At 34.0% G+C, this 22,350-nt stretch carries 23 protein-coding genes; 12 read left to right on the forward strand and 11 right to left on the reverse strand.

All coding sequences use genetic code 11. The features are described from left to right. The first annotated feature begins 15 nt into the window (after positions 1-15). The gene (locus C8C87_RS11040; protein ID WP_121342644.1) at positions 16-1,167 is read left to right on the forward strand and encodes a glycosyltransferase; all 1,152 of its coding nucleotides are present in this window, start codon (positions 16-18) and stop codon (positions 1,165-1,167) included. On the opposite strand, the gene C8C87_RS11045 is transcribed toward C8C87_RS11040, so the two are convergent. The 5 genes from C8C87_RS11045 to C8C87_RS11065 are packed head-to-tail and all read right to left on the reverse strand — an operon-like array spanning position 1,115 to position 5,680. Continuing rightward, positions 1,115-2,413 (reverse strand): O-antigen translocase, encoded by a 1,299-nt coding sequence (locus tag C8C87_RS11045; protein ID WP_121342645.1) that lies wholly within the window; start codon positions 2,411-2,413, stop codon positions 1,115-1,117. The genes C8C87_RS11040 and C8C87_RS11045 overlap by 53 nt on opposite strands. Continuing rightward, positions 2,413-2,982: an acyltransferase gene (locus C8C87_RS11050; protein ID WP_121342646.1), complete on the reverse strand. Its 570-nt coding sequence runs from the start codon at positions 2,980-2,982 to the stop codon at positions 2,413-2,415. Before C8C87_RS11050 ends, C8C87_RS11045 begins: the two co-directional genes overlap by 1 nt. Further along, complete coding sequence (locus C8C87_RS11055) at positions 2,983-4,095, reverse strand: DegT/DnrJ/EryC1/StrS aminotransferase family protein (protein ID WP_121342647.1); 1,113 nt, start codon at positions 4,093-4,095, stop codon at positions 2,983-2,985. It abuts the gene before it with no gap. Continuing rightward, entirely contained in the window at positions 4,092-5,042 is a 951-nt protein-coding gene (locus tag C8C87_RS11060) for a FemAB family protein (RefSeq protein WP_121342648.1), read from the reverse strand. The genes C8C87_RS11055 and C8C87_RS11060 overlap by 4 nt, the downstream gene beginning before the upstream one ends. 35 nt (positions 5,043-5,077) lie before the next feature. Further along, positions 5,078-5,680 (reverse strand): trimeric intracellular cation channel family protein, encoded by a 603-nt coding sequence (locus C8C87_RS11065; RefSeq protein WP_099714626.1) that lies wholly within the window; start codon positions 5,678-5,680, stop codon positions 5,078-5,080. Between the two features lie 209 nt (positions 5,681-5,889). On the opposite strand from C8C87_RS11065, the gene C8C87_RS11070 reads away from it, so the two are divergent. The 7 genes from C8C87_RS11070 to C8C87_RS11100 all read left to right on the forward strand — a co-directional run bounded on the left by C8C87_RS11070 (position 5,890) and on the right by C8C87_RS11100 (position 14,011). Further along, on the forward strand, positions 5,890-6,675 hold the full coding sequence (locus C8C87_RS11070) for an RNA methyltransferase (protein ID WP_121342649.1): 786 nt from the start codon (positions 5,890-5,892) through the stop codon (positions 6,673-6,675). Positions 6,676-6,723: 48 nt separating this feature from the next. Further along, positions 6,724-8,271, forward strand: a complete 1,548-nt coding sequence (locus tag C8C87_RS11075) for a serine hydrolase (protein ID WP_121342650.1) — start codon at positions 6,724-6,726, stop codon at positions 8,269-8,271. A gap of 92 nt (positions 8,272-8,363) precedes the next feature. After that, positions 8,364-10,583, forward strand: coding sequence for a bifunctional (p)ppGpp synthetase/guanosine-3',5'-bis(diphosphate) 3'-pyrophosphohydrolase (locus C8C87_RS11080; protein WP_099716282.1), 2,220 nt, complete (start codon positions 8,364-8,366; stop codon positions 10,581-10,583). Positions 10,584-10,701: 118 nt separating this feature from the next. Then, complete coding sequence (locus tag C8C87_RS11085; protein WP_035670620.1) at positions 10,702-11,157, forward strand: Fur family transcriptional regulator; 456 nt, start codon at positions 10,702-10,704, stop codon at positions 11,155-11,157. Positions 11,158-11,216: 59 nt separating this feature from the next. After that, positions 11,217-12,488, forward strand: a complete 1,272-nt coding sequence (locus tag C8C87_RS11090; RefSeq protein WP_099714624.1) for an adenylosuccinate synthase — start codon at positions 11,217-11,219, stop codon at positions 12,486-12,488. Between the two features lie 60 nt (positions 12,489-12,548). Next, the gene (gene nudK / locus C8C87_RS11095; protein WP_121342651.1) at positions 12,549-13,130 is read left to right on the forward strand and encodes a GDP-mannose pyrophosphatase NudK; all 582 of its coding nucleotides are present in this window, start codon (positions 12,549-12,551) and stop codon (positions 13,128-13,130) included. After that, positions 13,130-14,011 (forward strand): DMT family transporter, encoded by an 882-nt coding sequence (locus C8C87_RS11100; protein ID WP_121342652.1) that lies wholly within the window; start codon positions 13,130-13,132, stop codon positions 14,009-14,011. Before nudK ends, C8C87_RS11100 begins: the two co-directional genes overlap by 1 nt. An 83-nt stretch (positions 14,012-14,094) precedes the next feature. Here the strand turns inward: C8C87_RS11100 and C8C87_RS11105 are convergent, their stop codons facing one another. From C8C87_RS11105 to C8C87_RS11115, 3 genes are all read right to left on the reverse strand, one after another. Further along, entirely contained in the window at positions 14,095-14,733 is a 639-nt protein-coding gene (locus C8C87_RS11105) for a peroxiredoxin (RefSeq protein WP_099714621.1), read from the reverse strand. A gap of 272 nt (positions 14,734-15,005) precedes the next feature. After that, positions 15,006-16,217 carry an MFS transporter gene (locus C8C87_RS11110; protein WP_121342653.1) on the reverse strand — a complete coding sequence of 404 codons (1,212 nt, stop codon included), beginning with the start codon at positions 16,215-16,217 and terminating at the stop codon, positions 15,006-15,008. Between the two features lie 52 nt (positions 16,218-16,269). Next, positions 16,270-17,181 (reverse strand): AEC family transporter, encoded by a 912-nt coding sequence (locus C8C87_RS11115; protein ID WP_099714619.1) that lies wholly within the window; start codon positions 17,179-17,181, stop codon positions 16,270-16,272. Between the two features lie 144 nt (positions 17,182-17,325). Between C8C87_RS11115 and C8C87_RS11120 the strand changes: the two genes are divergently transcribed. The 3 genes from C8C87_RS11120 (at position 17,326) to meaB (ending at position 19,625) form a co-directional block, all read left to right on the forward strand. Continuing rightward, on the forward strand, positions 17,326-17,733 hold the full coding sequence (locus tag C8C87_RS11120) for an Rrf2 family transcriptional regulator (RefSeq protein WP_121342654.1): 408 nt from the start codon (positions 17,326-17,328) through the stop codon (positions 17,731-17,733). Positions 17,734-17,790: 57 nt separating this feature from the next. Beyond that, on the forward strand, positions 17,791-18,438 hold the full coding sequence (locus tag C8C87_RS11125; RefSeq protein ID WP_121342655.1) for an NAD(P)-dependent oxidoreductase: 648 nt from the start codon (positions 17,791-17,793) through the stop codon (positions 18,436-18,438). A gap of 95 nt (positions 18,439-18,533) precedes the next feature. Next, positions 18,534-19,625 carry a methylmalonyl Co-A mutase-associated GTPase MeaB gene (gene meaB / locus C8C87_RS11130; RefSeq protein WP_199716380.1) on the forward strand — a complete coding sequence of 364 codons (1,092 nt, stop codon included), beginning with the start codon at positions 18,534-18,536 and terminating at the stop codon, positions 19,623-19,625. A gap of 1 nt (position 19,626) precedes the next feature. Here the strand turns inward: meaB and C8C87_RS11135 are convergent, their stop codons facing one another. Genes C8C87_RS11135 through C8C87_RS11145 form a run of 3 tightly spaced genes read right to left on the reverse strand, consistent with a single transcriptional unit; the run spans position 19,627 to position 21,530 of the window. Continuing rightward, a complete protein-coding gene (locus C8C87_RS11135; RefSeq protein ID WP_121342657.1) occupies positions 19,627-19,860 on the reverse strand; it encodes a hypothetical protein in 234 nt (77 codons plus the stop codon). A gap of 32 nt (positions 19,861-19,892) precedes the next feature. Continuing rightward, positions 19,893-20,120, reverse strand: coding sequence for a hypothetical protein (locus C8C87_RS11140; protein WP_091204000.1), 228 nt, complete (start codon positions 20,118-20,120; stop codon positions 19,893-19,895). A 27-nt stretch (positions 20,121-20,147) separates the two neighbouring features. Continuing rightward, positions 20,148-21,530 carry an MATE family efflux transporter gene (locus C8C87_RS11145; RefSeq protein ID WP_099716281.1) on the reverse strand — a complete coding sequence of 461 codons (1,383 nt, stop codon included), beginning with the start codon at positions 21,528-21,530 and terminating at the stop codon, positions 20,148-20,150. Between the two features lie 235 nt (positions 21,531-21,765). Between C8C87_RS11145 and C8C87_RS11150 the strand changes: the two genes are divergently transcribed. Then, positions 21,766-22,350 carry a hypothetical protein gene (locus C8C87_RS11150; protein ID WP_099714614.1) on the forward strand — a complete coding sequence of 195 codons (585 nt, stop codon included), beginning with the start codon at positions 21,766-21,768 and terminating at the stop codon, positions 22,348-22,350.

Here is a 22,350-nt window from a genome sequence, read left to right on the forward strand (position 1 = left end):
AATTCAGCTTTGTAAATGAAAATACTTTTGATTGGCGAATACAGTCGATTGCATAATTCTTTAAAAGAAGGATTGATAATGCTGGGACATGAAGTTATTTTGTTGTCATCAGGAGATCATTTCAAAAAATTCGATAGCGATTATTCGTTCCATCCAGCATTTTTATCGGGTTATTGGCTGACTCGAAAAATCAAAAATATCCTTTATAAACTCACGGGTATCAATTTAGAGAAAGCTGAAAGAGGTCTTCGATTTTTCCTTTTATTACCACAATTAAAAAACTTTGATCACGTACAGCTCATTAATTCGGACGCAATTGAAACGTTCCCTTTTTTGTCCCGAATACTCTACAAAAAGATATTCAAAAAAATTAAAAACAAGAGCTTATTAATCTGTGGTGACGAAACCCCGGTTATTGATTATTTACTCAAAAAAGAGTCTGCTTACAGTATTCTGACTCCTTATTTCGAGGATAATTCGTTAAAAGAACATTTTGAATATCCATTAAAGTACACCACAAAAAACTATCGAAAAACCTTTGATTGGTTGGTCGAAAACTGCCAAAATCTAGTTGCCTCCGATTTAGATTATAAAATTCCGATGGAGAAAATGGGATATTCCGTTCATTTCATTCCAAATCCGGTTAACACCCTAAAAATTGAATTTCAAGAACAAAAAATTAATACTAAAATTGTTATTTTTCTTGGTATAAATCGTTCCAGTTACATCAAAAAAGGAATTGCTTATTTTGAAAAAGCATTGCAAATTATTCAGGAAAAATATGCTGAAAAAGTAGCTGTAATAATCACCGAAAACCTTCCTTATGAAGATTATATACATTTATACAATAGCGCACAAATCGTTTTAGATCAAATCTATGCTAACGACCAAGGGTACAACGCCCTGGAAGCTATGGCAAAAGGAAAAGTAGTTTTTACGGGCGGTGGAAAAGAATTTATGGATCATTATAATTTAAAGGAACGAATCAATATAAATGCATTACCAGATGTAGATTCTTTGGTAAATGAACTTTCCTTTTTGATTGAAAATCCAGAATCCATTATTACTATTGGAAAACGTGCCAGAGCATTTATCGAAAAAGAGCATGATTATATTAATATTGCGAATCAGTACTTGGCGTCTTGGAATTCAAAAACAATTTCCTGAACATAAATAGAATCAGGACGAACACTATTAAATTGGCAAAAAAATACGCCTGTAAAGCTCCTTCAAAAGAAAAAAGCGGTACTAAACAAAAAGACAATAAAAGATACGCTACATTAAACACTATTTCAAGAATAAAATATTTTTTAATATTGGCTTTAACAACGATTTGATACCCAAAAGCTAATGTCATTATCCTTAAAAAATCACCTAAAAGCTGCCAAATCAACACATCATTCACTTTTAAAAACGCTGAAGTAAAAGCTATGTTCAATATAACTCCTTTCAACAAAAAAACAGCCACTAATGCCAATAAACATAACGGAACAAAAACTTTAAAATAGGATTTCAATTCCGTTTTAAAAGCTGCATCTGTTGTCAAAGAAGCTAATTTAGGCATGTAGTACAATGATAATCCAGAACTAAAAACTAACATATAAAAACTAGAAAATTTATTCGTTGCATCCCAGATTCCAGCTTCTTGAATGGAATGTGTTTCAATAATAAAATTCCGTATCAGCATTAATGTTGCGGGAGCAATTATAGCACTCAATAATGCCATGGAAGAAAATCGCTTGATGACATCCAGGTATTTTTTTTCTAAAATTTTTTGGAGATTGAATTGAAAATAGCTTTTGTCTTTTATAACAAATCCAAACGTTACTAAAACCATTATTAATTCGCCCAAGGCGACAGCAAGTAATCCTCCATTTACAGCATGATTCACAATTAAAAAAGCTGTAAAAACAAAAATCAGCACATTGGAAACAATCTGTAGAATAACAATCCTTTTATACTTTTCTAAGGCGTTGTAGATTGCCATCCAAAATATATTGATAACAATTAAAGGGAGCAGCAATCCAAAAAAACGAATGGGATTGGTAAACGAATTGGTGAAAAATAAAAATTCGGAAATATTATTGGCAAAGAGTAAAATAAGCAACCCCATGACTGATGAAACCAGGAGGAAAAACCAAAAAAAAGTAGAATAAATAATGCCTATTTCTTTCTTATCCTCTTTATTCTCAACAAATAACTTTATAAATGAATTGTTTATACCTAATGTAGTTACAGACTTCATCATTCCTGTAAAATTCCTGAAACTCCCCAATAATGCCATTCCTGAAGTTCCTAAATAAACGGACACAATCTTTGTAGAAATTATTCCCAAAACAAAACTCACCACTACGGAAATAGAATTAAGTGATACTACTTTTAGAAGTGTATTTTGTTTTATGAATTTCAACATTATAAATTTCTTATTACTTTAGCTGGATTCCCTGCTGCAACAACATTTTTAGGAATATTTTTAGTCACTACAGATCCATTTCCTATAACCGAATTATCCCCTATTTCAACACCTTTTAAAATAGACACATTCGAACCAATGAAAACATTTTCACCAATGTACACTGGAAAGGAATCTGGATTTCCCTCATTCCTTTTATCAATATTCAAATCATGTCCATCATTATCAATAATAGTGCAATTACCGCCTATTAAAACATTGTCTTTGATGGTAACTTTAGAAAAACAAACAATAGAAAAAGCATTATTAATAGCAACATTGTTTCCAATGTTAATTTCGCTATTTTCATTTCTGGCTTCTAAATAGGTATAGCCTGAAAAAAAGCAAGGAGAGGAAACTACACCGATTTGAACATTGTTCCCAAAATGAATCTTCCCATTTCCTTTCAACAATAATGGATAGAAAAGATTTGGTTTACCAAAAACTCTTTTACAATCTGAAAGAAATTCATACTTTTTGATTCGAAAAGTAACAAAACACAATTGTTTAATTCTACTAAATAATCCCATCTAATATTTATTTAAAACTGAAACAATATAACTCACTTCATCCATCGTCAAAACTGGGCTTATAGGCAAACTCAACACTTCATTATGAATTTTTTCGGTGATTGGAAAAGATAAATGATTCCATCCCGAAGCTTCGGAAGAAAATGCTTTTTGTTTGTGTGGCGGAACTGGATAATGTATTACGGTTTGAATACCATTTTGGTGTAAATAGTCTTGTAAATCGATTCTGTTTTGTGTTCGAATGACAAACAAATGAAAAACATGGTTATTTGATAAATCCCAATTTGGCACTATTATTTTATCGTTTTTAATTTCAGACAAATAACGTCTGGCAATAGTTCTTCGCCATTGATTTTCAGTGTCTAAATTGGGTAATTTCACGTTAAGGAAAGCCGCTTGCAATTCATCTAATCTTGAATTTACTCCAATATAATCATTATAATATTTTGTTTCCGAACCATAATTACGAAGTGACCGAATGACTTCTGCTAAGTCCGAATCATTTGTGATAACGGCACCGGCATCTCCTAATGTTCCCAGATTTTTTCCGGGATAAAAACTATACGCTACGCTTGATTTTTGATTGCTGATTCTTGATTTCTGATTTCTGATTGCACCATGAGCCTGAGCCGCATCTTCGATAACCAACAAATAATTGGCAACAGCAATCTCATGTATCGCACTCATTTCAGCCAATTGACCATAAAGATGAACGACTAAAATTGCTTTGGTTTTCGAAGTGATTTTTTCTGAAATTAAATCGGGGTTAATGTTGTAAGTTTCCAACTTTGGCTCAACCAAAATAGGAATTAAATCTGCTTGTAAAATAGCCAGAATACTCGCAATATAGGTATTTGCAGGAACAATAACTTCGTCTCCTTTTTGTAATTTCCCTAATTGAATATACCCTTTAAAAATTAAAACTAGGGCATCAAAACCATTTCCCGTACCGATGCAATGCTTTGTACCGCAATAATTGGCAAAACTAGTTTCAAATTCCTTGACTTCATTCCCTAAAATATACCAGCCATTGTCTAAAACCGCTTTCATTTTTTCCTGAAATGCAGTTTCATACGGTTCGTTAATTTTTTTCAAATCAAGAAATGGTATCATATGAGATTCATTTTATAAAAATCCTGACTATAAACAGAGCATCCAAATTCTTCTTTTTGTTTCAAAAGTCCTGCATTATACCCTTTTTCATTGTCATCAGCAACGATACCCATATCAAAAAAAAGCTTTCCTTCGCTCTTGTATTTTTGTATCAAACGAATGAATAAAAAATCCAATGCGCGCAGCTCCTCGCCTTTTTTGGTGGTAGCTCCATATTGCGATTTTACGACAGTTTCTGTCTCGAATAACGTAATACCAGCAATAATAACGCCCTCATAATACACTGAAAACTGTTTGATGTTATTGGGGAACATTTCCTTTAATTTTGTAATTTCCTGTAGGGTATGAACCGGTTTTGCATTATGTTTCTTGAATAGCCTTGGCTTTAAAACCAATTCCCAAAAAGATTCAAATCGATGTTCTTCCACTAGTTTGAGATCGAGCGCTTCAGTTTTTCTGAAATGCTTTAATTTACTTTTTGAAATCGTCAAAGGCATTGCCAAATTTATTGCGAGATTCATTTCTTTTTTCTCCAAAGAAGCGCCTCTTTTAAGTAAAAAGAAGTCGGTTTCATGATTCCCGCCAGAAGAGTAGAAAAATGGAATTGGTTTACAATAAAAAGATTGTATCCCATTTTCTTTAAAAAAAGACAAAAAAGAATCCAAAATTATTTCTACTTTTTCTCCATTTATTTTAGCAGAATAAACTAATCCGCCGTACGTCAAACCTTGATGTGAAAAAACTTTTGCTCCAGCTTTATTTGCCGGCAAAACAGCAATCAGTTTTTCATCCTCAAAAACCATCAAGGAGAAATCCTCAAATCGCTCTTTGTGGTATTCCATAAAATCACGGTGAAATAAAAAGGTAGCGTTTTTGGCTTGACCAATAAAGGCATTCCAATTTGTATAATCGCTTTCCTGGTATTGTTTGACGGAATAATTTTTCACTATTTAGTTTTAGACTTCGTGAAATTAAGCATTTTTTATTTATGTTCTAGAGTGGGCAAATACCATTTGAATTTCACCGCCATCAAACGAACCGAAATGATAACTAAAGAGGTTGTCAGGTATAAAACATCATTTTCTAAATTAAATTCCCGAAGGATAAAGAAAACAATTCCGCCCAAAATACAGATCGTTGCATAAATTTCCCTTCTGAAAATAACGGGGATTTCAGTACACAAAATATCTCGAATAACACCTCCAAAACAAGCTGTCATGGTTCCTAAAGCCACACAAATAACTGGATGAAGTCCAATATTTATTCCTTTTTCGAGACCTATCAAAGTAAAAACGCCCAACCCAATAGTATCAAATAAAAACAAAGAAGTTCGCAATCTGTCGAATTTTTTTCTAAAAATAATGGCTAATATGAATCCGATGATTATAACATAAACGTATTTTAAGTCCAGCATCCATCCCACCGGCGTTCTGCCAATCATGATGTCTCGCAAGGTTCCGCCACCCACGGCAGTTACAAATGCAATAATAAATACACCAAAAGGATCCATTTTTTTATTCATTGCCGTCAAAGCGCCAGACATGGCAAAAGCCATCGTACCGATGATGTCTAATAAATGGAACATACTGTTTTTTTGGATTTAAAAATGGATAAAAAGAATGCTTTTAATTGAATCTAATTCAGGCAAAATTAAAGAAAATACTCGTGTAACCAACTCCTATTGGCTACATTTAATCAACGTACATTACAGCAGATAAATATTCGAATCCAAATATAGAAAACTGAATTTTCTCTATGTATCTTTGTTTTCTATAAATTAAATAGTTGTACCTCTTGAAACAAATCACTTCGATACAAAATCCATATATAAAATCTTTAGTGCAATTGCAAGAAAAAGCAAAAGCACGTAAACAATCCGGAACCTTTTTAATTGAGGGGAAACGCGAAATTTCTATTGCCAGCAAGGGCGGTTACGAAATGGAAACGCTGCTATTTTTACCTGAAATTTGTTCGGAAAACGAAGCCCGTCAATTATCTAAAAATGCCGAGCTTATAGAAATCAATAAAGAAATCTATCAAAAACTCGCTTACAGAGATACCACTGAAGGCATTTTGGCTGTAGCCAAAACCAAATCGATGCAATTATCTGATTTGAAATTATCTGAAAACCCATTGATTCTTATTGCCGAAGCGCCGGAAAAACCAGGGAATATTGGAGCTTTGCTTCGTACTGCCGATGCTGCTAATCTTGATGCGGTAATTATTGCCAATCCAAAAAGCGATTTATACAATCCAAATATTGTGCGTTCCAGCGTGGGTTGTTTGTTTACCAACCAAATTGCAACCGGAACAACATCCGAAATTATTACTTTTTTGAAAGAAAGAAAAATCAATTTTTATTGTGCGACTTTACAAAACTCGACTTCGTATCACACGCAAGATTATACTACGTCAACAGCGTTGGTTGTAGGAACAGAAGCCACCGGATTGACGGAAGAATGGCGAAAAGAAGCAACCCAAAATATTATTATTCCAATGCAAGGCGAGATCGATTCCATGAATGTTTCGGTTGCCGCAGCTATCTTAATTTTTGAAGCCAAAAGACAGAGAGGGTTTTAGATTAACAATTTTTGATTGCATATTTTAAAACAATAAAATATAAATACTATGAAAAATAAACTCTTACTTGTAATCACTTTAATTACTACGACACTTTCTTTCGCGCAAATCAGTTCCACTCAAGTCGATGAATTAGTAAATCGCACCTTAAAAACATTTGATGTACCTGGAATTGCTGTCGCCATTGTAAAGGACGGAAAAATCATTCATGCCAAAGGATATGGCGTAAAATCAATTTTAACAAACGAAAAAGTGGATGCAAATACGCTTTTTGGAGTTGCATCCAATAGTAAAGCGTTTACGAGTGCCGCTTTGGCAATATTAGTAGATGAAGGAAAAGTGAAATGGGATGATAAAGTAATCAAATACCTTCCTAATTTCAAGATGTATAATGAGTACGTAACGAATGAATTTACGATTCGGGATTTATTGACACACCGTAGCGGATTGGGGCTTGGTGCAGGCGATTTAATGATGTGGCCTGGAGGCGGTAACTTTACACCAACAGATATTATTGAGAATTTACAATATTTGAAACCAACTTCGGCTTTTAGAACCAAATATGATTATGATAATTTACTTTATATCGTTGCCGGAGAAGTAATACAATCGGCAAGTGGAAAAAGCTGGTGCGATTTTATAGAAGAGCGTATTATAAAACCATTGGAAATGAATAATAGTGCCGCTTCTTTTGTTCGATTGAAAGACACGACAAATGTAATTGCACCGCATGTACCTATTGATGGGAAACTGCATGTGATAAAACGCTATAAAGATCCAATTTTAGATGCAGCCGGCGGTATTTATTCCAGCGTTAACGACATGAGCAAATGGGTAATCATGCAAATGAACAGTGGAAAATATGGCTCTGCTAATAAGCAACTATTTTCAGAAAAAGAACACAATGAGATGTGGCAATTGCAAACTATAATTCCTGTAACTACGAGAGCACCATACAATACTCATTTTAGCGGATACGGATTAGGCTGGTTTTTGAGTGATGTAAAAGGCTACAAACAAGTAAGTCATACTGGAGGATTAGAGGGTATTGTTACCCAAGTAACACTTTTACCTGAATTAAACCTTGGAATTATTGTTCTAACCAATCAACAATCAGGAGCTGCATTTTCAGCGATTACCAACACTATAAAAGACAGTTTTTTAGGAATACAATCAGAAGATTATGTGACTAAATACAGCACTAGTTTAAAAGAATATGAAACCTCTGCTGATAAAGTAACCGATGATGTTTGGGCTACTGTATCAAAAAATAAAAAAGAGAAAATCAAAATTGATTTCAAAAGTTTCATTGGAACATACAAAGACAATTGGCTAGGTGAAGTAGTACTTTCAGAAAGAAAAGGAAGATTGTATTTTGCTTCAAAACGATCTCCACAACTTACTGGTGAAGTTTTTTTCTACAAAGACACAAATTATGTAGTAAAATGGGATAATACCTATTTTCATGCAGATGCACATTTGTTTTTTGAATGCGACACAACCGGAAAAGCAATTATGATAAAAATGAAGCCCATTTCTGAATTGACTGATTTTAGTTATGATTTTCAGGATTTAGATTTAAAAAGAATAAATTAGAGAGAAACCCTTGTTTCTTTAGCCTTAAATTCAAATATACATTTGCATATCTCCCAACTTATTCTTATTTTTAGGAAATGAACAATGCCGTTATGACAGAAATAGATTTAGAAAAAGAAAACAAGGCAATTGCCCAAGAATATAAAGAATTGCTTCGCATAAGTTACCAAACTTTAACCCCTGAAGACAAAAAATTAATCCGGAAAGCATTTGATGTTTCCGTAGAAGCTCATAAAGAGCAACGCAGAAAATCAGGTGAAGCCTATATCTTCCACCCAATTGCTGTGGCAAAAATTGTTGCTTCCGAAATAGGTTTGGGAGCTACATCCATCGCTGCTGCATTATTGCATGATGTGGTTGAAGATACACCAACTACCATACAAGATATCGAACGTTTATTTAATCCTAAAGTGGCTCAAATCGTTGAGGGATTAACCAAAATATCCATGGTTCAAAAAGATTTGAATGCCTCGTTACAAGCAGAGAATTTCAGGAAAATGATTCTTACACTGAATGATGACGTTCGAGTGATTTTGATTAAACTAGCCGATCGTTTGCACAATATGCAAACTATGGAATCGATGCAGGAGGACAAACAAACTAAAATTGCATCGGAAACTTTATACATATACGCACCATTAGCGCATCGACTGGGGTTATACAACATAAAAACGAAGCTTGAAGATTTAGGATTAAAGTACACTGAACCTGCAGTTTACAACGACATTGTAAGTAAGATAAAAGAAACCAAAGAAGAACAAGATGCTTACATCGCTGATATTACTGCCGTTCTAAAAACAGCTTTGGATGAAGAAGGGATTGAGTACATTATAAAAGGTCGTCCAAAATCTATCTATTCTATTCGTCGAAAAATGAAGGCGCAAAACGTAAGCTTCGATGAAGTGTATGATAAGTTTGCCTTGCGAATCGTTTACAAATCAAATCCCCACGACGAAAAATTTCTAGCCTGGAAGATTTATTCTATCGTAACGGATCATTACAGACCAAGCCCAAGTCGTTTACGCGACTGGATTTCGTCACCAAAATCTACTGGCTACGAAGCGTTACATATTACAGTAATGGGACCAAAAGGACGCTGGGTTGAAGTGCAGGTTCGAAGTGAACGCATGGACGAAATTGCAGAAAAAGGATACGCAGCGCACTACAAATATAAAAATGGCGCTACTGAAGAAAGCGGTCTGGATGTTTGGCTAAATTTACTAAAAGAAGCTCTGGAAAATTCAGAAACTAATGCCGTAGATTTTGTGGAAGATTTCAAAATGAATTTATATTCTAAAGAAATCTTTGTATTTACCCCAAAAGGAGAAATAAAATCATTGCCAAAAGGCGCCACTTCGCTTGATTTTGCTTTCAGCATTCACTCTGAAATAGGAATTAGAACGAGAGGAACACGTGTTAATGGGAAATTAGTTCCTTTGAATTTCGAATTAAAAAGTGGTGACCAAATTGAAGTCATTACTTCGCAACATCAAAAACCTACGGTCAACTGGCTGGATTACGTAACTACATCCAGAGCCAAAACGAAAATAAAAAATGTTTTAAACGAAAACACCAAGAAAATTGGCGAAGAAGGAAAAGAACTCCTAACTCGAAAACTAAAGCATTTAAAAATAACATTGAACGAATCAGTGGTTAACGAATTGGTTAACTTTTTCAAACTAAAAACCAGTTTAGATTTATTTTACAGAGTGGGAATTGGTGCCATTGAAAACCAACAACTCAAGGATTACGCAGCCCAAAAAAGCAATACTTTCATTAATTTTTTCAAAAATAAAATGAAACGTTCGCCAAGCACCGCTGACGAAGATATCCATAAGCCAATCATTAGCAGCAGTTACGACATGCTTGTTTTTGGTAAAGAACACGACAAACTTGATTACAAATTATCACCTTGTTGCAACCCAATACCCGGTGATGATGTATTTGGATTTGTAACCATCAACGAAGGAATAAAAGTGCATAAAAAAGATTGCCCGAACGCGATTGGGATGCAATCCAACTATGCCTACCGAATAATGACAGCTAAATGGATTGACTCTTCACAAGAAGAATTCAAAGCCATCATAAACATAACCGGAATGGATGTTTTAGGACTCACAAACCAGTTAACAAAGGTAATTTCAAACAATATGCATGTTAATATTCAGAGTATTTCTTTGAGTACCGATGCAGGAATTTTTCATGGCCAAGTTGCGGTAATTGTTCAAAACAATACCATTTTGAAAAAAATGATCAACAACATCAAAAAAATTGACGGAATCGATAAAGTAACAAGGGTTTATAAAACATAGAAAAAAATCCAGTTTTTAGTTTCAAATCTCAATTTGTTCAACGTGAAACTAAAAAACTTGAAACTAAACAAACCTTAAACTTTATACTTTAAACTAAAAAATTTATCTTTGCCCGCATATGACACTCATTTCCACAGATAACACCAAAAACCAAGAAATTGTAAAAAATGTTTTTACAATGTATCTTGAAAAAAAAGGACATCGCAAAACTCCTGAACGTTATGCTATCCTTCAGGAAATTTACGATAGCGAAGAACATTTTGATGTAGAGAACCTTTATATCAAAATGAAAAATAAAAACTATCGTGTGAGTAGAGCAACACTTTACAACACGATTGAATTGCTATTGGATTGTGCTTTAGTACGTAAACACCAATTTGGACAAAATCAAGCACATTATGAAAAATCATATTTTGACAAACAGCACGATCATATTATAATGACGGATACTGGCGAAGTAATTGAGTTTTGTGATCCAAGAATTCAAAGTATCAAAAAAACAATCGAAGAAATATTCGACATAGAGATTACCAACCATTCCTTATATTTATATGGAATAAAAAAACAAAAATAGTACGGATAACTTACTAGTTGTCCCTTCAATATATCACTAACTACAAAATAACAGATAGAATGACCGTAGATTTATTACTAGGATTACAATGGGGAGATGAAGGAAAAGGAAAAATTGTTGATGTTCTAACTTCAAATTATGATATTATTGCTCGTTTTCAAGGAGGTCCAAATGCAGGACACACTTTGGAATTTGACGGAATAAAACATGTTCTTAGAACTATTCCTTCTGGTATTTTTCATAAAACTGCTGTAAACATCATTGGAAATGGAGTAGTAATTGATCCTGTTGTTTTTCAAAAAGAAATTGAAGGTCTTGAAAAATTTAATTTAGACATCAAAAGCAAATTAATCATTTCAAGAAAAGCACATTTAATTTTACCAACACACCGTTTATTAGATGCAGCTTCTGAGGCTTCTAAAGGAAAAGCAAAAATTGGTTCTACATTAAAAGGAATTGGCCCTACTTACATGGACAAAACCGGAAGAAACGGTCTTCGTGTAGGTGATATTGAATTAGAAGATTTTGCAGATCGTTACAGAGCTTTGGCTGACAAGCATGAAGCAATGATTAAATTCTACGATGTTGCTATCCAATACAATTTAGAGGAATTAGAAAAAGAATTTTTTGAAGCCATCGAAGAACTAAAAAAATTAGATTTCATCGATAGTGAAGAATATTTACACCAAGCTCAAAAAGCGGGTAAATCAATATTATGTGAGGGTGCTCAAGGTTCATTATTGGACGTTGATTTTGGAACGTATCCATTTGTAACTTCATCTAACACAACTGCTGCAGGTGCTTGTACCGGTTTAGGGATTGCTCCAAATAAAATCAAGGAAGTATACGGAATTTTCAAAGCGTATGTAACTCGCGTAGGAAGTGGTCCGTTCCCTACTGAACTTTTTGACGAAGATGGTGCAACTATGGCACGTGTAGGAAATGAATTTGGATCGGTAACCGGAAGACAAAGACGTTGTGGCTGGTTAGACTTAGTAGCACTTAAATATGCTGTTCAGGTTAATGGTGTAACGCAACTGATGATGATGAAAGGCGATGTACTTTCAGGATTTGAAACGTTGAAAGTATGTACGGAATACAATTATAAAGGAGAGAAAATTTCTCATTTCCCATATAACATCGAACCAGAAAATGTAACTCCGGTTTATCAAGATTTCAAAGGTTGGAAACAAGATTTAACGGGTATGACTACGTATGATGAATTACCGACAGAGTTGAAAGAATACATTCAATTCATTGAAAAAGAAGTTGAAGTTCCTATCAAAATAGTTTCTGTAGGTCCAGATAGAAAGCAAACTATTCTAAAATAAGATTACTAAACGCTCTGAAATTCAGAGCGTTTTTTTTAGTTTAAAAATCAATACAACCGAATGAAAAATCCAGCTATTAAAATCCAAAAAACCGAATTGCTATCAGACAATTGGTACATCTTAAACAAAGTAACTTTTGACTATCAAAAAAAAGACGACTCCTGGATTACCCAAAGAAGAGAAGTTTATGATAGAGGAAATGGCGCCGCTATTTTGCTTTATAACACCCAACAAAAAACAGTTATTCTAACACGACAGTTTCGCCTCCCAACCTATCTTAACGGAAATGAAACCGGAATGATGATTGAGGTTTGTGCTGGACTTTTGGACGCAGACAATCCGGAGCAATGCATTATTCGAGAAACCGAAGAAGAAACAGGATACCGCATTTCTAAAGTAAAGAAGGTAATGGAAACGTATATGTCTCCGGGTGCAGTAACAGAAATTTTATATTTATTTGTAGGTGAATATGATGAATCCATGAAAGTGAGTGACGGTGGTGGAGTAGCACATGAAGAAGAAAATATAGATGTAATGGAAATGTCTTTTGACGAAGCCTATGCTATGATTGAATCCGGTCAAATGCAAGATGCAAAGACCATTATGTTGTTACAATATGCCAAAATAAACAGTCTTATTTAATGAACAACACAACTAAAGGGATTTTATTTGCACTGTTAGCTACCTTTCTTTGGTCCGTAAATATGGTAATCGCCAGTGGAATAAAAGGTCATATTCCTCCTATTGGATTGGCTTTTTGGCGCTGGACAGTTGCTTGTATTGTTTTGGCACCATTTGCCATAAAAAGCACTATTGAAAATTTCAAAATTGTAAAAAAACACATTCGGTATCTTACGCTTACCGCTGTATTAGGCATTACTATTTTTAACACGCTGATTTATTTTGCAGGAAAAACAACAAGTGCTGTCAATTTATCATTAATCGCCATTTCGATTCCGTTGTTTATTGTTGTCCTCTCCAGAATTATTTTTAAAGAGAAAGTTTCCAATGTAAAAATAGTGGGAATTGCAACCATAATTACAGGAGTTTTAGTGCTTATTTCCAAAGGTTCCTTACAAGCATTACTCCATATCAACTTCACAATCGGGGATGTATTGATGCTTGTGGCTTGCTTCTTTTTTGCTTATTACACTATTTTAGTACGTAAAAAACCAGACGAATTAAGCCCAAAAGTATTTTTGTTTAGTGTTTTCGTAATTGGTACAATTTTACTGTTCCCTTTTTATCTGTATGAACACATCTATTATAAAAAAGTGATTTTTGACACTAAAACAGTCTTAGTAACTACATACGTTGGCGTTTGCGCTTCCTTAATTTCTTTTTATTTATGGAACGAAGCCATTCGATTAATTGGAACCTCAAAAACAGCATTGATTTATTATTTGATTCCGGTATTCAGTGGGATTCTGGCGTATTTTTTTCTAAATCAAGCTATTTTGCTAACCCAAATCATAAGTATGGGAATCATTATTTCCGGGTTATTAATTACCAATAAAAAATAAAAATTATGCTTTTTACAAAATAAAAAAGCAGGATGAAGATAAATTCATTCTGCTTTTCTATTTAAAAGATATACTGAAAACCACTATTTATTAGGCTGCGGTGTCATTCTTAAATACGGCTTTACCCTTTCGTAGCCTTTTGGAAATTTAGCAGCAATATCTTCATCTTTAACTGCAGTCGAGATTACTACTTTATCACCATCTTTCCAGTTGGCCGGCGTTGCAACGCTGTAATTAGCCGTCAATTGCAAACTATCAACTACACGCAAAAGTTCATCAAAATTTCTACCGGTTGACGCAGGATAGGTCATCATTAATTTTATTTTCTTGTCTGGTCCAATTATAAAAACCGAACGAACCGTGAAACTCTCACTTGCGTTGGGATGAATCATATCGTATAATTCAGCAATACGCTTGTCTTCATCGGCAATTATAGGGAAATTTACAGTTGTATTTTGAGTTTCGTTGATGTCTTTGATCCACTCCATGTGCGAATCTACTCCATCAACACTCAATGCGATTACTTTTACATTTCGTTTTTCAAATTCAGGATAATAGTTCGCAACTGTTCCTAACTCCGTGGTACAAACAGGTGTAAAATCAGCTGGATGAGAGAACAAAATACCCCAAGAATCTCCCAACCAATCATGAAATTTTATTTTTCCTTGTGACGTTTCTGCTTCAAAATCAGGAGCAATATCGCCTAATCGTAATGTTGCCATAGTAGTTTATTTTATTAATTAGTAACACTGTAAGTTATTGAAATAAAAGCAATAAAGGAGGAAACTAATCTTAAAATTGTACTAATTTTTGTAAAACCCAGAAAGCAATACTTCCCAAAAATGTCATTAGGAAACCAAATGCCCTAGCCCTGATCGTCCCAAATTTCGGGAGCAATCCTTTTGTTTTTTTTCTTAAAAAAACAAAAGATATAGTGTAGAGCAGGACACGAGCGAAGCGAACTGACGAAGTAAAAAGCTCCTGAAAAGACGTCTTATTTTTTCTTTAAATTTGGTAAAAAGAGCGCTATAACCCCTATCAAAGGCAAATACGCACAAAGATAATACACGTACGTTATGCTGGTGTGATCTGCAAGATTCCCCAATAAAGCAGAACCTAAACCGCCCATTCCAAAGGCAAAACCATAGAAAAGACCAGAAACCATTCCGAGTTTTTTAGGCAATAATTCTTGTGCATAAACTAAGATTGCCGGAAATGCAGAGGAGATTATGATTCCTATTAAGACTGATAAAACGCCTGTCCAAAACAAATCGACATACGGCAACAATAAAGTAAAAGGTGCGGCTCCCAACACCGAAAACCAAATCACATATTTTCTTCCGAATTTATCGCCTAACGGTCCTCCGATTAAGGTTCCAATGGCACAAGAAGCCAAAAATAAAACCAAATGAAACTGCGCTTCCTGAACCGATAATCCAAATTTTTCGATTAAATAAAACGTAAAATAACTGGACATACTGGCCATGTAAAAGAATTTTGAAAATATCAAAACCAGCAAAATTCCCACCGAAATTACAATCTTCTTTTGGGACAAATTGGGCAAATCGATTACGGCTTTCTTGGCACTTCTTAAAATCAAATGATTTTGGTACCACAACGCAATTCTACTCAAGACAATCAATCCGATGATGGCAACAACCACAAACCAAATGATGTAATATTGTGAATTAGGAACCACAATTAAGGCGACCAACAAAGGCCCGATGGCAGTTCCGGCATTGCCTCCCAACTGAAAAATGGATTGTGCCAAACCACGCTTTCCACCAGATGCTAAAAAGGAGATTCTGGAAGCTTCAGGATGAAAAATCGAAGAACCAATACCAACCAAAACAACCGAAATTATAATCATTGAAAAACTGGAAGCATACGATAAACACACAATTCCAGATAAGGTAAACAGCATTCCGAAAATTTGAGAAAAAGGCTTTGGCCTTTTGTCCGTATACAAACCAACCAAAGGCTGTAATATAGAAGCCGCCAATTGATACGCCAAGGTGATTAACCCGATTTGTGTGAAGGTTAAATTGAAATTTTCCTTTAAAATAGGATACGCTGCCGGAATTACGGCTTGTAATAAATCATTCAATAAATGGGCGAATGCAATAGAAAATAATATAGAATAAACGGTTTGCTGAGCAATAGGAGTTGTATCTATTTTTGATACAGTATCAAGAGATGAATTCATATTTTTAAAAAAACTATATTACTAATTATTGATCCATATTCGATTAAAAAAATTAAACAAACTGAACCACAAAATACCAAAATAACAAGGTGATAAACGACAATGGGATTCCAAAACCTATCATCATACTGCTTAAACGAGGTTTTAAACCGTGAGTAGAAGCTAAAATACAAGCGGTAATCATGGGTGCCATCGCTGACTCTAATATGGCAACTTGAATAATTTTAGAATGCTGTTGCAAAATTACGACATACAACACGTAAATGAGAGCCGGAGTCAATATTAATTTATACAAAAGTCCGAGTCCTAAAAACTTCCAATGCTGGCTTTTCCGGTCAAAACGCAGTTGCAAACCAACAGAAAGCAAAGCCAAAGGTGTCACTCCACTTCCCAGTTTTTGCAATAAAAGCTGAACGTAATCCTGAAAATCGAAATTAAAAACATTCATCAAACAGGCAATTAAAAAAGTTATAAATGGAGGAAAAAAAAGAATTTTTTTGGCGATTTGAAAACCGCTTGGGTTGCCACTGGAATATAAAGTTGCTACCAGAATTCCTAAGGTAGAAAGTACCACAAAAGAACCGGGCTGATCGACTAGAATAGCCGTTTTCAAACCTTCTTCTCCGTATAATGCTTCAATTATTGGGTAACCTAAAAAGGAAGTATTGCCCAAACCTGCCGTTAAAATCAAACATCCAATGAGTTTTTTAGACCAGCCAAATTTGCTGCCTAAAAAACTAAAAAATAAATAGGATACAACAAATCCAATCCAAGCAACTCCAATTGGGAATAACAATTCATTACTCCATTTTATTTTTGGAATATAATACAAGGCCAGCGCTGGGAGACAGATATAAATAACAATCTTGTTTAATAGCTTGTAAACAGTTACAGGAAACCCTTTTATATTTTGGAATACAATACCTAGGAATAAAAAAACAAAGATTAGGATGAAATTAGTCATAGCTTAATTTGATTACAAAAATACCATTTAAATTTATTTTGAGAAGTAGAAAAAACTGCTTTAGATGCTACAATATGTTAAAAAAGCAACAATAATTGGAAATTACAATTTTAGACGTATACTTGTAATATATTTTATTACAGTATGATTTCAGGTAAATTTGCAATAACAATACATATCCTCACCTTACTCACTAAATTCCCAGATGAATATTTATCTTCAGAATTTATAGCGGGAAGCATGAACTTACATCCAGTTTTGGTAAGGAAAGAAATTGCAAACCTAAAAAAAAATAATATTGTAGAAAGTAAAGAAGGCAAAAACGGCGGTACAAAATTATTAAAATCGGCATCAAACATTTCGTTAGACACTATTTTCAAAATGACTTTGGACACTGTTACTTTGGGATTTTCAAAAAACACACCCAATCCAAATTGCCCTGTCGGAAAAAAAATAAATGAAAATTTAGAAAATTTATATGAAAATATCAATGAAAAAATCAGCTTACAATTAAGCGGTATTACATTGGAAAATTTTTCTAATCAATTTTAAAACTATTTTTTTTAATTAAACTGTAACATTTTTTATTACTTTTAAATACATATAATTATGAAAATCGCAATTATCGGAGCCACAGGATTTGTAGGTTCAGCAATTTTAAATGAATTAGCAAATCGTAATCACCAAATTACAGCAATAGCCAGAAATCCAAAAAAAGATGAAAACACAGCTGTCAAATGGGAAAAAGCAGATATCAATAACGTTGATGAACTGTCTAAAATTATTGCAGGAAATGATGTGATTGTAAATGCTTTCAGCGCAGGTTGGACTAATCCAAATTTATATACCGATTTCCTTGAAGGTTCAAAAGCGATTCAAGAAGCTGTTAAAAAATCCGGTGTAAAAAGATTCATCACCATTGGTGGCGGAGGAAGTTTGTTTATAGGTCCAAATCTACAAGCAGTAGACACTCCGGATTTTCCAAAGGAATATTATGCAGGAGCAACTGCAGCAAGAGATTATTTGAATATTATTAGAGAAGAAAAAGAGTTGGACTGGGCATTTTTCAGTCCTGCATTTGAAATGCATCAAGGCATCACAACAGGAAGAACAGGTAAATACCGTCTAGGGTTAGAAAACCCAGTTTTTGATGAAAATCAGAGAAGTATTTTATCCGTTGAAGATTTAGCAGTTGTTATTGCTGATGAAATTGAAACTCCAAAACACCATCAAGTGCGTTTTACAGCAGCATATTAATTCTGTATGTTTTCTAAAATAAAACAGTTTCATAAGGCAGTTGCTTTTTGAAACTGTTTTTGTTTTCACTACTTTTACTATTCTAAAAAATAGTTTTGTCAAATAAAAAACACCATCCAAGCGCGTTAAACGAAAAACCCGGAATTTCTGCTCCAGAAATTATCAGCACCGTTGCTGTTGAACATATTCAGCAATTTAGAAAGATACAACCTTCGGCAAAAGAACTCGTTAAAGGGATTTTAGAAGAAAATATAACTGCTCTGAGTCGTGCGATTACTTTAGTGGAAAGTACGAATGTAAGTCATTTGGCGAAAGCCAATGAAGTGATAAATGCTTGTTTGCCTTATGCCAACAAATCAGTTAGAATAGGAATTACAGGAGTTCCCGGTGTTGGAAAAAGTACCTTCATTGAAGCTTTTGGAAAATATTTGACTGGTTTAGGAAAAAAAGTAGCGGTGCTTGCCGTTGATCCCAGCAGTACGATTTCGCATGGAAGTATTTTGGGTGATAAAACCCGAATGGAAGAACTCGTTAAAGATGAAAATGCTTTTATACGACCTTCAGCTTCAGGGGAAACATTAGGTGGTGTCGCTCGAAAAACCCGTGAAACCATTACACTTTGTGAGGCTGCCGGTTTTGATACCATCATCATAGAAACGGTTGGCGTGGGCCAAAGTGAAACTGCCGTTCACAGCATGGTAGATTTTTTTCTTCTATTAAAAATTTCTGGTGCAGGTGATGAATTGCAAGGCATCAAACGCGGCATTATGGAAATGGCCGATGCTATTGTCATCAATAAAGCGGATGGTGACAATATAAAAAGAGCTCATCTTGCTAAACTGGAATTTAATAGAGCATTGCATCTTTTCCCTGCCAAAAAATCAGGTTGGACTCCTACAACTGCTGCCTGCAGCGCTATTACCCATGAAGGAATACCTGATGTTTGGGAAACCATTCAAAAATTTCTGGGACTGACTAAAGGCAATAATTACTTTTTTGAAAAGCGAAAAGAACAGAATCAATATTGGATGCTGGAGACCATCAACGTGCAATTGAAAACCAATTTTTACAGCAATGCTGAAATTCAAAAATCATTGGATTCAACTAAAAAAGCGGTGCAAAATGATGAAATTTCACCCTTTGCAGCCGCTCAAAAATTATTGGAAAAGTATTTTAAAAAAGACTAATCTATTCTGTTCTTCTTTTTCCTTCTAAATAAGTTTGGTATCCATACTTTAACATTAAAACACCAAGAGCAATCTTACCAAATTTACCAATAATATATCCTACAATATGTCCAGAATTATAGGCTTCACTTGCGTTTATATTTGATTTAATTTCAAACGGAAAAAAGTTAAAAACCCCTTTAATTATGAGTATTGTGCCAAAAATAAACATGAAATACATAAATAAATTTTTCATTTGGATATAGATTAGGTAAGACAAAAAGTTAACTACTCCTCGTAAAGTTTAATTTCTCTATCATAAAACTCATTGGCAAGAACTATTAATCCTTCCATTTCTGCATTTAATTCTGCTTCGTCAAGATCCTCTGCTTCTTCCATAAACTCTACCTCATCATCTTTCAGATTGATTATAAATCTAGGGTAATCAAGGTGTATGATGAAAATATCCTCAGGGAAATCAGTATTGTCGCCTAGTAAAAATTTTGGTAATTCCATGAATTTAATATTTAAGTATTTATTATTTTATTTGTTATGATTTTGCAACACCAACTTTCTTGTTAATCTCGCAAAGCGAATATACAAAAATAAAGCGGCAGCAGTTAATCCCGCCAGAAGTCCTATCCAGATTCCAACGGCTTTAAGTTCCGTATATTTTCCTAAATAATAGGAAATAGGAAAACCAATAACCCAATAGGCCACAAAGGTAATGTACATAGGGATTTTTACATCTTGCAGACCACGTAATGCTCCCAAAACAACGACTTGAATTCCATCCGAGATTTGGAAAATAGCTGCAATCAATAGTAATTTTGAAGTGATTATGATGATTTCTTCGTTATCCAGCATCTGAGCTGAATCTGTCATATTCAAGAATAAATGCGGTAAAAAATTATGGAATACCACAAAGATTATCGCAAAAAAAGTTTCAAGTATAATCGCCAATAGAAAAATAGATCGTGCTACAACAATCAACTTTTTAAAATCATTCATTCCCTTAGTATGACTCACTCGAATCATTGCCGTAACACTTAAACCCATTGCAACCATAAACGTGGAGGATGCCAGAATAAGTGCAATCTGATTGGCAGCCTGACTATTTTTACCCAAAGAGCCTGAAAGCCAAATTGCAGCGGTAAATAAAGTTACTTCAAACAACATTTGCATAGCTGAAGGCATACCCAGATTGATAATCTTTTTCAAAATTGATTTTCTGATTTCTTTGAAACTGAAATTCTTAAAATATTTTTTCAATGCCGAATTCTTTTTCATTAGGTAATGCATGAAAACCACCATCATTATTCTTGACAAGACCGTTCCTAATGCAGCTCCCAGAATTCCTAATTTTGGAAAAAACCAAATTCCGTAAATCAGTACATAATTAAAAAAGACATGCACTACGTTAGCCATAAATATGGCGTACATGGAGTATTTTGTTTTAGACAATCCATCAGCAAATTGTTTGTACCCCTGATACATAATCACCGGAATTAAAGAAAAAGCAACCCAATCAATATAAGGAGCAGCCATTTCAGCCACTTCTTTGGGTTGGTGCATGAAATACATAATTTGTTTAGACAATACGGTCAAAATAAATAATGCAACTCCTAAAATCGTACATAAAAGCAATCCGTGATGAAAAGTAGTACGGATTTTTTGATCATTTTTTTCGGCATCAGCCTCAGCCACTAATGGAGTAATTGCCGTAGAAAAACCTATCCCTAAAGACAAAGCAATGAATATAAAGCTATTACCCAATGAAACTGCTGCCAATTCAGTTGAACCTAATTTTCCAACCATGAAATTATCAACGATTCCTATTAATGTATGTCCTAGCATTCCCAGAACTACAGGATACGCTAATTTAATATTATAAGAAAACTCTTTGAAGTATTGAGATAAATTCACTTTTGCTTTTTTTTGATGGCAAAGATAATTAGAAGCTTTCAATTGCATCAATACTATTACATATATAACACTTCTTTTTTAGTGCATAATTGCACCCAACAAGGAATTCTATAACAAAACCAAGTAATTCTATAACAAAACAGGCTTATGAGGGCTATACATTTGTAACGTTGTTTAGAATTAAATAAAATCAAGACAACACCAAAAAAAATTATTAATAAAAAATATTACAATTATGAAAACGACAGGAAAAATCAAAATGTTATTTGTATTCGCAATAGCAATGATGTTTGCTAACAATGTACAAGCACAAGAAACAACAACTACAGCTACAAATTACGATCAAGGATTCCGTTTAGGATTTGGTGCAAATGCAGGATATTCAACTAGCGACCCATACAAATTAGCACTAGGAGCTGATGTAAGAGGTCAATACGATTTATCAAAAAGATACTCTTTAACTTTAACAACTGGTTACACTAATTTATTTGTAAGCAAAGCTGATACGTTTCCTGGACAAACAGAAGGAAAAGATTTAGGTATCATCCCAGCTAAAGCAGGTTTTAAAGCTTTCGTATGGAATGACCAATTTTATGTAATGGGAGAAGCTGGTGCAGCATTTGCAGTAAGTAATGTAGACAATACCAGAGATAAAACTTCTTTATTGTTATCTCCAAGTATAGGTTATGCAACGAAATACATAGATATTTCTTTGAACTATACACACTACAATCATTTTGATCGTTTAAATAACAACGGTTCTCTCGGAAAAGGTGTTGGACAAGTAGGTGTTCGTTTGGCTTACGGTTTTGAACTATAA

Origin of the sequence: Flavobacterium sp. 120, assembly GCF_003633605.1 — a bacterium.
Taxonomy (GTDB): domain Bacteria; phylum Bacteroidota; class Bacteroidia; order Flavobacteriales; family Flavobacteriaceae; genus Flavobacterium; species Flavobacterium algoritolerans.

Bases quoted from the DNA above. Each gene is read 5' to 3' on its own strand.
- C8C87_RS11075 (WP_121342650.1), top strand. From the start codon at position 6,724: ATGAAAAATAAACTCTTACTTGTAATCACTTTAATTACTACGACACTT.
- C8C87_RS11085 (WP_035670620.1), top strand. From the start codon at position 10,702: ATGACACTCATTTCCACAGATAACACCAAAAACCAAGAAATTGTAAAA.
- C8C87_RS11150 (WP_099714614.1), top strand. From the start codon at position 21,766: ATGAAAACGACAGGAAAAATCAAAATGTTATTTGTATTCGCAATAGCA.
- C8C87_RS11105 (WP_099714621.1), bottom strand. From the start codon at position 14,733: ATGGCAACATTACGATTAGGCGATATTGCTCCTGATTTTGAAGCAGAA.
- C8C87_RS11120 (WP_121342654.1), top strand. From the start codon at position 17,326: ATGATTTCAGGTAAATTTGCAATAACAATACATATCCTCACCTTACTC.
- C8C87_RS11045 (WP_121342645.1), bottom strand. From the start codon at position 2,413: ATGTTGAAATTCATAAAACAAAATACACTTCTAAAAGTAGTATCACTT.
- C8C87_RS11110 (WP_121342653.1), bottom strand. From the start codon at position 16,217: ATGAATTCATCTCTTGATACTGTATCAAAAATAGATACAACTCCTATT.
- C8C87_RS11115 (WP_099714619.1), bottom strand. From the start codon at position 17,181: ATGACTAATTTCATCCTAATCTTTGTTTTTTTATTCCTAGGTATTGTA.
- C8C87_RS11040 (WP_121342644.1), top strand. From the start codon at position 16: ATGAAAATACTTTTGATTGGCGAATACAGTCGATTGCATAATTCTTTA.
- nudK (WP_121342651.1), top strand. From the start codon at position 12,549: ATGAAAAATCCAGCTATTAAAATCCAAAAAACCGAATTGCTATCAGAC.
- C8C87_RS11050 (WP_121342646.1), bottom strand. From the start codon at position 2,982: ATGGGATTATTTAGTAGAATTAAACAATTGTGTTTTGTTACTTTTCGA.
- C8C87_RS11140 (WP_091204000.1), bottom strand. From the start codon at position 20,120: ATGGAATTACCAAAATTTTTACTAGGCGACAATACTGATTTCCCTGAG.
- C8C87_RS11055 (WP_121342647.1), bottom strand. From the start codon at position 4,095: ATGATACCATTTCTTGATTTGAAAAAAATTAACGAACCGTATGAAACT.
- C8C87_RS11090 (WP_099714624.1), top strand. From the start codon at position 11,217: ATGACCGTAGATTTATTACTAGGATTACAATGGGGAGATGAAGGAAAA.
- C8C87_RS11080 (WP_099716282.1), top strand. From the start codon at position 8,364: ATGACAGAAATAGATTTAGAAAAAGAAAACAAGGCAATTGCCCAAGAA.
- C8C87_RS11135 (WP_121342657.1), bottom strand. From the start codon at position 19,860: ATGAAAAATTTATTTATGTATTTCATGTTTATTTTTGGCACAATACTC.
- C8C87_RS11125 (WP_121342655.1), top strand. From the start codon at position 17,791: ATGAAAATCGCAATTATCGGAGCCACAGGATTTGTAGGTTCAGCAATT.
- C8C87_RS11100 (WP_121342652.1), top strand. From the start codon at position 13,130: ATGAACAACACAACTAAAGGGATTTTATTTGCACTGTTAGCTACCTTT.
- C8C87_RS11065 (WP_099714626.1), bottom strand. From the start codon at position 5,680: ATGTTCCATTTATTAGACATCATCGGTACGATGGCTTTTGCCATGTCT.